Below are 11,262 nucleotides of genomic sequence, written 5' to 3' on the forward strand. Positions count from 1 at the left end.
CTACGTTTAAGTAGTTTCCATAAAATAGATGATTGTCTAAAAACTGATCATTCATATACTGAAGCATCGTATCGTAATCAATCGTCTCATACATACTCGACGGGTTAAATAATATGACGTTGTCTATCGGTATTTTTACTGTTTCATTATCAATCGTTGTCGTTATATTCTTTTTATTAGATTCATCGATAGCGATTAATGCGTATTTTGGTATAGACGTATCATAGACAGTAACGTCGTCACTAATTATAAACGCATAACGCAGTCTTTCGACTTGTGTCTCTTCCTCTTTTTCTTCAGCAACTTCTACGAATGGATGCTCTTCTTTTGTGAATTCAAAATCCATAACGACTAAAAAGTATGAGAGAACCATCGTAAAGAAAACGACAAACGCAATTATAAGTCTTTGTATGTTTAACGTATCGATGACCGACTCACCTTTTCGGTTTCGTCGTTTTAATCCGTGTTTAAAGTTCATCGGTTCGTACATACGCTCTTTCCAATCTAAATCAAAGAGTGCCTCTTCATCCGTACTACGAATTTGAGAACGTAATTTCATATAATCGTTATACACTTTACGACCATTTTGAACGGTGCCTTCAAAACGCATTTGACCATAACTGAGCCATACGAAGTGGTTGGCAAGTTTTTCAATCGGTACGAAATTCGACTCGAGTAAAAACACACCGAGCTCGCGAGATTCTAACGTATTAATGATGAATTTTAATCGTTTAAAACCATCGTCATTTAAATAACGATAAAAGTTATTATATAACGTAATATCGGCTTTTATTTCTGACGATAGTTCCATCAAAATCACTGCGATATCTTGACGCGATAATTGACTCACTGAGTTTTCCCAGTAGTCAAAAAAGAGTGGATGACGTTTTAACGCTTCGAGCGACTCTTTCACTTTTCGCTCTGTCATATACTCTTCTAATATTTCAGCTATAAACGTATGTAGAGGTTTATCGTTTAAAAGATGATCTTCAACGTCTAAACTTAAAAATGAGACGTCGTATTTCACGCGACCTTCTTCGGGTTTTAAATGTCCAGAAAATACATTTTTTAAATACTTTAAAGTTGAATAATCACCGAGTATACCGAGTACTTCTCCTCGGTATAATGTCGTATTAATATCTCGTAATATGAGATACGTTGGCTTTAAAAAGAAACGCGTGTCTTTCGTGCGCTCTTTATGTTGGTAGACGATTCCTGTCGCTTTATGAAGAATAATATCTTGCATTACTTTTTATCCAGCTGAAGTAGACTTACAGGTATTGCTGTTTCTGGTTCGTCTCCACCAATGTAAAAGCCCCACGCAAACACACCTTTTAAATATTCGACTTTAAAGTAGTGATCTTCGTTTGCAATCACTTTATATATTTTCCCAGGTTGAATGAGTGATAAGTCGATCATATAACATTCCGCAATCAGTGCTTGGCGCTCTAATACGCGGTATTCATTTTCGACACCCATCATCTCAGCTTTACGCATTTTTTCACGTGTCTCTTGAATGTATCGCTCTAATTCAACTCTCGTCATCGTACTAAAATTCATCTTCAATTCCCTCTAACTTCTCGTTAATTTGATCGTAACTAAACCCTCGACGCATCAGTGATGCCGTCAGTTTTTGTTTTAGTTGAAATCCTTCATATTTACGTTTCAATCTATTATAATATTTTTCAAATTCTTTCTCAAAATAATCAGTGTCGTCAAACTGAATATCTGACGGAATAAAATCAAAATGTGCGTTCGTATAACCGGCACGCATCAGTTTTTGACGTAACTTCATTTCGAAATGATTTGACGAACCTTTATATTTTTTTAACTCTTTTTGAGTGATTCGTTGAATACGTCCTTCGTCGACTTTGTCATTAAATCGTTCGACTTCTTCGACGATAATATTTTCGTCGATGTTTTTTTCGAACAACTTACGTTCCAGGTGTTTTGGTCCTTTATCTGTCGTATTAAAAATCGTATTGCTTAAACTCGTCGCATAATGTGCGTCGTCAATATATCGTTCTTCTTTAAGACGAATAATCGTTTGATTAATAATATCCACCGTATAATCGTCTTTTAAATAGTCGATCACTTCTTGAGTGGAACGAATTTTATACGATATATATTGAATCGCTTTAATATATGCTCGGTCGAATTCGATTGATGTTTTTATATTATCTAGCATGTCTTCAGAAATTATTCGACCAGGTAATAGCTCGTATTTTACGAGTGATTCTTCGTGTACTTTTAATTTAGACTGATCGCTAAAGTATACGTCGTAAAAGTTATTTTTTAACTGCACGACTCTTTCTACTTTCATAACGTCCTCCTAAAAAAGTTCTTGTTCAATATATGCTGCGAGCTCTTTTGTATGTGTTAATCGTTCTTTACGTCGATTCACTCTCACGGCTGCACTATCGACTAAAAATTGTAGTGTGTTTGAGTCGCATTCAATTTTAGGAACAGGTACCGGCTTACCGTTTTCATCGACACCTACAAATGTCATAAAACAAAACCCTGCAAGTTTCTTTTCATTACTCCCATGACTTTCACGAGATACTTTTACCATAATTTCCATCGATGAAGTACCTGTATGCGTCACAACGCCTTCTAATACGACGATATCTCCGAGCTCTATCGGTTTTAAAAAGTCCATCGAGTCAATCGATGCAGTCAACACTTGCGTTCCTGCATGGCGTCTTGCAGTAATTGCTGCAATATCGTCAATTTGAGAAAGTAATACGCCACCAAACATCGTGTTGTAGTTGTTCGTATGTTGCGGGAAAACAATTGCTGACTTTACTGAATATGATTCTGACATTTTCTTAATCATGTTGTCACCTCGATTTGTTTTAAGTAAAAAAGAGGAGATCATCGTCTCCTCTAAAATTATGTGTTAAATTTTACGGCTTAATGCTTCTTCTCTCGTATCGACAACGAGTGCGTCTTCACTGTTGAACGCTTGTGCTAAATAATAGAAGATTACTCCACCGAATCCTAATACAGCGACAAACGTAATTGATAATGCGATTAAAATACTTAATGTCATTCCAAAAAATCCGAATGAGAACATAGTTTTTACCTCCGAATCATTACTTACCTATACTATTTCTATCATACCATAATTTCAATCGTCTGGGCAGACTTTTTAAATACTCCAGTCTCCATCTTTGAAGATTTGAATTTCTTCTCCATCTTTTGTTAAACCGATAATATCAGTGTCACTACCACCGATCATAAAGTCAACGTGCGTAATCGAATCGTTAATACCGATTTCGCTTAATTCTTCACGTGATTTTTCTTTTCCGTTTTTAACGTTAAATGCATACGCACTTCCGAGCGCAATATGGCATGACGCGTTTTCATCAAATAACGTGTTGTAGAATAACGTATTCGTGTTGCTAATTGGAGAATCATACGGCACGAGTGCCACTTCACCTAAGTAACGTGCACCTTCATCAGTTTCTAAAATGTTTTCTAAAATTTCGTAACCGACTTCCGCTTCAAAGTCGACCACTTTTCCGTCTTTAAACGTTAATTTAAAGTTATCGACGATGTTTCCACCGTGTGATAACGGTAATGTGTTACTCACATATCCGTTGACGTTATTTCTATCTGGTGCTGTGAATACTTCTTCAGTTGGCATATTTGCCATAAAGCTACGGCCTGTCGCGTCAACACTTGAAGCACCTGCAAAAAGATAGCCTTCAGGTAAACCGATCGTTAAATCTGTACCTTCAGACACAAAACGAATCGATTTTAAGTTCGCATCGTTTAAAATGTCTACTTTTTCGTGTAGCGTTTTGTCGTGTTCTTCCCACACTTTAACCGCATCTTCTTGATCCGCACGAACTGTATAAAGAATCAGATCTAATAACTTTTCAAATGCGACTTCTTCTGTCTCGTCTGGGTACACGAGTTTTGCCCATTCTACAGACGGATACCCTGCGACACACCAAGAATGGAAGTCTGATTGCACGCGTGCAGAGAAATCTTTTAACGCTTTACCATTTGCGATTTGCATTTCTCTAAGTTTCATCGGGTCGATCCCTTTTAGTAATTCTGGTGAACTTGAGATAATGCTTAAGAATCCAGCATGCTCGTCGCTATAATGCATACGCTCTTCTACAATCCACGGGTGAACTGTTGCGAGCTCTTCAGCTGAACGATTTTCAGCGTGCAGACGTGATAACGTATCGTCAGAAAGTTTCGTAACGACTTCAGCTGCCCCACGTTCATACGCGACACGCGTTACTTCACGAACGAGTGGTAACGCATCTGTCGTCGCTGAAATAAATAGACGTTTCCCTTCATTAATATTGACACCTACATCTACGAGTAACTCTGCGTATTTTGTTAACTTGTTGTTTGTCATATGTAGTACCCCTTTACTTTTTAAGTTTACCAATTTCGTCGATGATCATCGTTTGTTCTTTTGGTGAAATTTGTTTTTGATTTTTGATGTAGCGATGGTAATCTCTTAATTCATCAATTTTATCGTCAGGGAATTCTTCGTCACTTAAAATTCCTTTACTGACGACATTCAAAGCTTCTTCGATTTCTTTTAACATTTGTACTTTATCCATTCCTATAAGGCCTCCCGAATCGTACTATCATAAAGTTAAGTTTACCAAATAATAGCGTTTACTGTCGATTTATATTTTATTTCGTTTAAATGTTCGCTAAAATGGTTATATCTAAGTATTGAGAGATTTAAAGGAGACGATGGATTATGAAAAACAAACTATTACCTGCTGTTTTATTAGGTGCAGCAGTCGGAGGACTCGTTAGTCTAATAGATAAAAACACACGTGAATCTGTCATTCAAGGTTCTAAAAAAGCAATGGACTATGCTAAACATCCAGATGAATTAAAAAATCAATTTGCATCAAATTCAAGTGAACCATCAAAATTTGAGCAAATTAAAGAAGAGGTTCTATTCTGGAAAGATACGTTCGAAGAAATTCGCCGTAACAACCCAGAACTTGAAGAATCACTTAAAAATGCAAAAGCAATTTTCGATAAAAACAAAGATCAAAAACATCTACAATAATACAATATAGAGCGTCGAATGGCGCTCTTTTTTATAGGGGGGTATGTGTATGAGTAAAGAAACGAACCGTGAACGTAACACCGATTTTTTAAATGAGTTAAAACACGGTGATGATTACAACAAAGAACATAAAGCACAAGGCAACAAAGGTGAAACTGCATCAGCTAAAGAAGATGCGTTAACAGAGCAAGAAAAGGCCGAGGCTGAATATAAAGAACAAAAAAAGAAGACGAAGCTGACGAAAAGAAAAAAGAGAAAAAACTCATGAAAGAGTTAAACGAAAAACAAAAAGAAGATAACAAAAAACACGAGTATTTCGTCGGGTATCAGACGTTCCAATCAGTCGTTCCAAAACCTGGATCATCTGTATACGTCTCAAAGGTGAATAAACCCGTGCAAGTGAAAGACGACGCTGGATTTTTAGGTAAGTTGTTATTCCAGTTTAGTAAAGACAATACGACAGGTATGGCAGCTCAACTTGCGTACTATTTATTACTTTCAATATTCCCTGCGTTAATCTTTTTACTGACTATCATACCGTTATTTAATGTCGACCAGTCCCAATTTACAGATCTGATTAATGAATACGCACCATCAGAGATTTCTGGAATGCTAACAGGTATTTTAAACGATGTGCTATCGAGTAGTTCTGGTGGATTACTGTCTATCGGTTTACTCTTAACGTTATGGTCTGCATCGAACGGTATGAATCAGTTAATGAGTGCATTTAACGTCGCTTATGATGTTGAAGATAATCGTAACGGAATTGTTTCTCGTATTTTATCAGTAGTATTTACACTGATACTCGCTCTCGGTATTGTCGGTACGTTCGTGTTAATGATTCTCGGTAACCAAATTGGTAATTTTGTTTTTGGTTTTGTTAATGCAGAACAGTTAAAATTTGTCTGGAACTTAGTGAGTAACTTACTTCCTGTATTACTCGTATTCGTTTCATTCTTAATCGTTTATATTTTTGCACCGAATATTAAAGTGAAAATTAAATCTGTATTACCCGGCACGATAACTGCAACAGTTCTTTTCATCGTCGCATCACTCGGATTTAGTTTCTATGTTTCTAACTTTAGTAACTACTCTGCAACATACGGAAGTATCGCAGGGGTCATCATTTTAATTTTATGGCTATATATTACGAGTATCATATTAATTTTAGGTGCTCAAATCAACGCAATTAAACATAAGGAATACTTAAACGTCAATGAAGACGGAAGTAGAGATAAGGTAGAAAAAGCATGAGATTACTCGATACGTTATTAGAAAACAATGAAAAATTTGTAGAACACAAAGATTATTTAAACTATCAAACGTCAAAAACGCCAGATAAAAAAGTGCTGATCGTTTCATGTATGGACTCTAGACTGACAGAGTTAACTTATAAAGCGCTTGGCCTTAAAAATGGCGATATTAAACAAGTCAAAAATGCTGGTGCAATGATTACACACCCATACGGCAGTACGATGAGAAGTATACTCGTCGCTGTGTATATGCTCGGTGTTGAAGAAGTGATCATTATGGGCCATAACGACTGCGGCTTCGGCGCGTTAAAGCCTGAACCAATTTTAAAAGAAATGCATGCCCGCGGTGTCAGTGAAGAAGTGATTAATACTTTAATGCATTCAGGAATCGACGTCGTCGACTGGTTACAAGGCTTTGATAGCGTAGAAGAAAGTGTAGCGGAAAACATCAAAATTGTTAAACAACATCCGTTAATGGATAAAAATGTGCCTGTTCACGGTCTTGTCATGGACCCTGAAACAGGTGCTGTAGAAGTCATTCATAACGATTACTAAAAGAAAAAGACGATCAAACTTTAAGTTTGATCGTCTTTTTGTTACTCAACTTCAGTGAGTAATACTGGGCCATCTTTAGTGACCATAATCGTATGCTCTTTTTGAGCGACATAACTACCGTCTTTTGTTTCAAATGCCCAGTCATCTTTTCCGTCATATACGAGTGTTGCTTTCGTTGAAATAAATGGTTCAACCGCAAGCACCATACCTTCTTTAAGAATAGTCTTATCCGATGCATCATAATAGTTTAAAACGTGCTGTGGTTCATCGTGTAAACTATATCCAACTCCGTGCCCTGTTAAGTTCTTAATGACGGTCATATTATGTTTACGTGCTGTATTATGCACTACACGTCCAATTTGAGATAGTTTCGCTCCTGGTCTTACTTTTTTCATCGCTTCGTCAAATGCCAGTTCAGCAACGTCGATAACTTTTTGCTTTTGTTCATCATCCACTTCTCCAGCGACAAATGATAAACCTGTGTCTGCATAAAAACCGTCTTTCATTGCAGAGACGTCAATATTTACGAGATCTCCATCTTTAATGACTCGTTTACCTGGAATACCGTGTGCTACTTCTTCGTTAATACTAATGCACGTATATCCTGGGAAGTCATATTCAGTAATCGGTGCACTTTTTGCACCGTATTTTTTGAGTAAAGCACCTGCATAGTCGTCGACTTCTTTTGTCGTCATCCCTACTTTTGTGTACTCGATTGTCTCTTTTAAGACACGTCCACAAATTTGACCGATTTCTTTTAATCCTTCTAGTTCTTTATCTGTTTCAACTATCACTTTAAACCCTCGCTTTTTTCTATATTCATATAGTATAACAAATCATATTTTATTTTAAAAAGTCGTATATTGTCATGTTCCGATACGATCGTTTTTCTAAGTCCGAAACAGTGACGCCGATTAAACGAATCGGTATCGTCGGATCTTTTAACTCGTAATACAAATGATGCGCAACTTCATATATATCTTCTGTCCGAAATATTGGATTACTCGTCCCTGTTTGTTTTGTATGAACTGTAAAATCGTCGTGACGAATTTTTACAGTGACGACGCGTCCACATAGTTTTTTATCTTCAAGACGTACGGATACTTGTTCCGACAAATCTTTTAAAACACGGACCATTTCTTCATCGTCATTTCTATCGTAACTAAATGTCGTTTCTTTACCTACAGATTTACGTTCACGCTCGTAATCGAGTTGATTCGTTCCAATTCCTCGTGCTTTTTCATATAGACTTCTCCCTCTTTTTCCAAAATGAGAGATTAAAAAATTTTCATCTTTGTCGTATAAATCTTGTCCGTTAAATATTTTAAGTCGGTGCATCTTTTCTTGCGTCACTTTACCGACTCCTGGAAAATCACCGATATCCAGGCTCATTAAAATTTCGTCGACATTGTCGTAGTCAATCACTGTTGTACCGCTTGGTTTATTCATGCCTGAAGCGAGTTTTGCGAGATATTTGTTATATGAAATCCCACTACTAGATGTGAGTCCTGTTTTTTCAAAAATATCGTGTTGAATTTGTAACGCAATCGATTTTGCAGGTCTTGATTTACTCACTAAATGCGTAATATCGAGGTATGCTTCGTCTAAACTTAATGGTTCAACGATCTCTGTGTAAGATAAAAAGATATCCATAATTTGACTCGACACTTCACGATATCTGTTAAATCGCGCACGTAAAAAAATTCCGTCCGGGCACAACTGATGCGCGCGACTCATTGCCATCGCACTATGCACACCGTATTTACGCGCTTCGTAACTCGCGGTCGAAACGACGCCACGACTAAAAGACCGTCCACCAACGATGACCGGTTTCCCTTTTAATTTTGGATTATCGTTTTGTTCAACTTGTGCATAAAAAGCGTCCATATCTATATGAATAATCCGTCGCTCCATTATCCTCACCAACAATAGTATACCAAAAATCGAACGTTTGTTCTAAATTTAAATCTAGAAGTTTATCGTTATAATACTATTAGGAGGAATCATTATGATTATTATCGGCGGCGGTATTATGGGTATGTCAATCGCCTACCACTTACAACAATATACAAATACAATTGTGTACGACCGACAAGATGAAGGACAAGCGACGAACGCTTCAGCTGGCATCATCTGTCCATGGGTCAGTCAAAGACGAAACAAGTTATGGCTCGATATGGTCACTAAAAGTGCGAGGTATTATCCAGAGTTTATTGAAACACTCGCTAAAGTATCATCGGTTGATCCATCATTTGAACGTAACGGTGCGTACATTTTATTCGATGACGAAAAGAAATACAGTAAAGCGCTGAAACGTATTCAAAAAAATAACGACGTATACGAAGAAATGATTTCTGTGTCAGAAGATGCGCCTGTAGAGTACTTAAACGACGAGTACTATAACATATTCGTTGAAGGTGCGATGCAAGTTAAAGGTGATGCACTTTTACACGCATTAAAAGATGCATATTTAAAATCAGGTGGCACGATTAAAAATGAAACATACATTCCAAACGATGATGATTTTAAAATATACGCAACCGGTGCATACGGCGCCGAACAACCTTTCGAACCAAAAGTCAGTCATCAAAAGGCCGAGATTTTACATGTGAAAACTTCTGGTGACTTTGAACATCTTCCGGTCGTCATTCATAGAAGTCATTATATCGTTAACTTAAGTAAAAACCACTTCGCTATCGGTACGACACATATTGATACGGAAAGCTTTGACGTTACTCCGACAAAAGAAAATGAGGAGTATCTATTGAGCGTATTTCAAGAGTTCTATCCTGATATAGAAATTGTGGATCAGTTTATGAAAGTTGGACTTCGTCCATATACAAGAGACTTCTTACCGTTCATTGGATTTGTCGATGAAAAAACATTTGTCGCGAATGGTCTCGGATCAAGCGGATTAACAGCTGCTCCATTTTTAGGAAAAGTAATTGCAGACACTCTTATTTTTAACGATGCTGAACTCGATATAAATAAGTATAGTTATTTATAAACAAAAAATGAGCTGATAAATTATCAGCTCATAAAAAATTGAGTCGTCACATATGCTGCGTAAACAAGTGCTACGACGTTTAATAATAAGGCAATAACCGCCCATTTATCTCTTCGTTCTTTTACACTTGTCGCACTAAACAGTACGCCGAGCACTGAAAATAAAATTGTCAGTGTCCATCCGAAATCATTTTCCATAAAAATCGGTAAAAAGACACCAACTAACGGGATTATAAAACTTAACACTAATAAAGACATGATGTCACCCCATATTATAAAGGTACTTTTTAAAACTTACCGGTTCACGTTTATATAATTTAAACATGAAGTACATTAAAAATAACGTACTCTCTTCAACGCGTAGCGTATGATCGTTTACGACGATTTCATCTTCAGTAATACGACCAATCGTCACATCTTCTTTAACCATCTCTAGCGTATTCGCCACACGTTCTGTAAATGAATAATTCGAATCGTCAATCACCCCATCGACTCGAAAATTCATTATATTATGTATTTTTCTTTCTCTAAATTTAAACTTCTCATCATCTGTAAATAATTCATAACGAGCGACGTTCATATCTTTAAAGCGGCGCTGACGTAGTCCTAAAAAGTAACTTTCACCGTCTGCATAATGAAACAAAAAGCTATGTTCCTTATCGAACTTTTCACGCGGGTTTAAGATAATTTCACCAATCTTCTGACTCGCTTCGTTCGTAATATAGACGTGGCTTTCGCGGTGTCGTCTCTCCACTTCAAAATAATAATGCTTCATGAACGTCCCTCCTCAATTTATTTCAATTCGGTTTTCTTAATGAGTTCTTAAATATTTCGCAGCAACTTCTAGCATATCGACATTTAAATGATACATCTCACCAATTAGGTTAAACACTGCATCTTCAGACAATACACCTTGGTTGATATCATCGTATTCATCAGTCGTATTCGACACTTCGAGGTCGTTTAAATATTCCTGACTACCATAATAATTTTTCAGTGCATTATATTCATCTAAATTCTCTTCGAACTTTTCAAGGAGACTTTGCATTTCATCCTTAAGATCTGCACTACGGTTTAAAATCTCTTCATAACGAATAACATCTTTTTTCATGCCAACACACCCTATACAATAGAATTAATTTAAGTATACCACTAAGAGTCGGTGAATTGTTCTATGATTTTTGGTTGAGTGTAGGTTGTGGTGGGTTAATTTTACGCAAATCGCGTTTGCGTTAAAAGGGGTGCGCGTTCGTTGACGATTAGAGCGTTTCTGTTAAATTATCCGCGTGGTCTTTGACGTATTTCGCGTTTGTATCAAATTATATTTATTTCGTTTACACAACGGGCGTTTGCGTAAAAAGCACCCCAGTTAATTTAACAAGATGAAAAACC

At 36.8% G+C, this 11,262-nt stretch carries 17 protein-coding genes; 5 read left to right on the forward strand and 12 right to left on the reverse strand.

What is annotated here, in order from left to right:
* From TJ68_RS00925 to TJ68_RS00950, 7 genes are all read right to left on the reverse strand, one after another.
* Positions 1-1,246 (reverse strand): P-loop NTPase family protein (locus TJ68_RS00925; protein WP_040928245.1); only part of this gene is annotated, 1,246 nt, incomplete at its 3' end.
* Positions 1,246-1,560: a YfhH family protein gene (locus TJ68_RS00930; RefSeq protein ID WP_040928246.1), complete on the reverse strand. Its 315-nt coding sequence runs from the start codon at positions 1,558-1,560 to the stop codon at positions 1,246-1,248. The genes TJ68_RS00925 and TJ68_RS00930, both read right to left, overlap by 1 nt.
* The gene (locus TJ68_RS00935; RefSeq protein WP_040928247.1) at positions 1,550-2,323 is read right to left on the reverse strand and encodes a regulatory protein RecX; all 774 of its coding nucleotides are present in this window, start codon (positions 2,321-2,323) and stop codon (positions 1,550-1,552) included. The genes TJ68_RS00930 and TJ68_RS00935 overlap by 11 nt, the downstream gene beginning before the upstream one ends.
* Before the next feature lie 9 nt (positions 2,324-2,332).
* Entirely contained in the window at positions 2,333-2,836 is a 504-nt protein-coding gene (locus TJ68_RS00940) for an acyl-CoA thioesterase (RefSeq protein WP_040928248.1), read from the reverse strand.
* Positions 2,837-2,899: 63 nt separating this feature from the next.
* On the reverse strand, positions 2,900-3,076 hold the full coding sequence (locus TJ68_RS08315; protein WP_155974665.1) for a hypothetical protein: 177 nt from the start codon (positions 3,074-3,076) through the stop codon (positions 2,900-2,902).
* A 75-nt stretch (positions 3,077-3,151) separates the two neighbouring features.
* Entirely contained in the window at positions 3,152-4,378 is a 1,227-nt protein-coding gene (locus TJ68_RS00945) for an aminopeptidase (RefSeq protein ID WP_040928249.1), read from the reverse strand.
* A 13-nt stretch (positions 4,379-4,391) separates the two neighbouring features.
* The gene (locus TJ68_RS00950) at positions 4,392-4,589 is read right to left on the reverse strand and encodes a DUF1128 family protein (RefSeq protein WP_040928250.1); all 198 of its coding nucleotides are present in this window, start codon (positions 4,587-4,589) and stop codon (positions 4,392-4,394) included.
* 146 nt (positions 4,590-4,735) lie between these two features.
* Here TJ68_RS00950 and TJ68_RS00955 point away from each other — a divergent pair, with 146 nt between their 5' ends.
* Genes TJ68_RS00955 through TJ68_RS00970 form a run of 4 tightly spaced genes read left to right on the forward strand, consistent with a single transcriptional unit; the run spans position 4,736 to position 6,864 of the window.
* Positions 4,736-5,056 (forward strand): hypothetical protein, encoded by a 321-nt coding sequence (locus TJ68_RS00955; RefSeq protein ID WP_040928251.1) that lies wholly within the window; start codon positions 4,736-4,738, stop codon positions 5,054-5,056.
* A gap of 49 nt (positions 5,057-5,105) precedes the next feature.
* The gene (locus TJ68_RS00960) at positions 5,106-5,324 is read left to right on the forward strand and encodes a hypothetical protein (RefSeq protein ID WP_040928252.1); all 219 of its coding nucleotides are present in this window, start codon (positions 5,106-5,108) and stop codon (positions 5,322-5,324) included.
* Positions 5,321-6,310 (forward strand): YihY/virulence factor BrkB family protein, encoded by a 990-nt coding sequence (locus TJ68_RS00965; protein ID WP_052327230.1) that lies wholly within the window; start codon positions 5,321-5,323, stop codon positions 6,308-6,310. The genes TJ68_RS00960 and TJ68_RS00965 overlap by 4 nt, the downstream gene beginning before the upstream one ends.
* On the forward strand, positions 6,307-6,864 hold the full coding sequence (locus tag TJ68_RS00970) for a beta-class carbonic anhydrase (protein WP_040928253.1): 558 nt from the start codon (positions 6,307-6,309) through the stop codon (positions 6,862-6,864). The genes TJ68_RS00965 and TJ68_RS00970 overlap by 4 nt, the downstream gene beginning before the upstream one ends.
* A gap of 41 nt (positions 6,865-6,905) precedes the next feature.
* Here the strand turns inward: TJ68_RS00970 and map are convergent, their stop codons facing one another.
* Positions 6,906-7,658 carry a type I methionyl aminopeptidase gene (gene map / locus TJ68_RS00975; RefSeq protein WP_040928254.1) on the reverse strand — a complete coding sequence of 251 codons (753 nt, stop codon included), beginning with the start codon at positions 7,656-7,658 and terminating at the stop codon, positions 6,906-6,908.
* A gap of 49 nt (positions 7,659-7,707) precedes the next feature.
* Entirely contained in the window at positions 7,708-8,781 is a 1,074-nt protein-coding gene (gene dinB, locus TJ68_RS00980; protein WP_040928260.1) for a DNA polymerase IV, read from the reverse strand.
* Positions 8,782-8,872: 91 nt separating this feature from the next.
* On the opposite strand from dinB, the gene TJ68_RS00985 reads away from it, so the two are divergent.
* Positions 8,873-9,871: an NAD(P)/FAD-dependent oxidoreductase gene (locus tag TJ68_RS00985; protein WP_040928255.1), complete on the forward strand. Its 999-nt coding sequence runs from the start codon at positions 8,873-8,875 to the stop codon at positions 9,869-9,871.
* A gap of 23 nt (positions 9,872-9,894) precedes the next feature.
* Here TJ68_RS00985 and TJ68_RS00990 read toward each other — a convergent pair whose 3' ends face one another.
* Genes TJ68_RS00990 through TJ68_RS01000 form a run of 3 tightly spaced genes read right to left on the reverse strand, consistent with a single transcriptional unit; the run spans position 9,895 to position 10,981 of the window.
* Entirely contained in the window at positions 9,895-10,128 is a 234-nt protein-coding gene (locus TJ68_RS00990) for a hypothetical protein (RefSeq protein WP_040928256.1), read from the reverse strand.
* A gap of 4 nt (positions 10,129-10,132) precedes the next feature.
* Positions 10,133-10,645, reverse strand: coding sequence for a hypothetical protein (locus TJ68_RS00995; RefSeq protein ID WP_040928257.1), 513 nt, complete (start codon positions 10,643-10,645; stop codon positions 10,133-10,135).
* 36 nt (positions 10,646-10,681) lie between these two features.
* Positions 10,682-10,981: a DUF4298 domain-containing protein gene (locus TJ68_RS01000; RefSeq protein ID WP_040928258.1), complete on the reverse strand. Its 300-nt coding sequence runs from the start codon at positions 10,979-10,981 to the stop codon at positions 10,682-10,684.
* Positions 10,982-11,262: the final 281 nt, after the last annotated feature.

Origin of the sequence: Nosocomiicoccus massiliensis (genome assembly GCF_000438455.1) — a bacterium.
In the GTDB taxonomy this organism is placed as follows: Bacteria; Bacillota; Bacilli; order Staphylococcales; family Salinicoccaceae; genus Nosocomiicoccus; species Nosocomiicoccus massiliensis.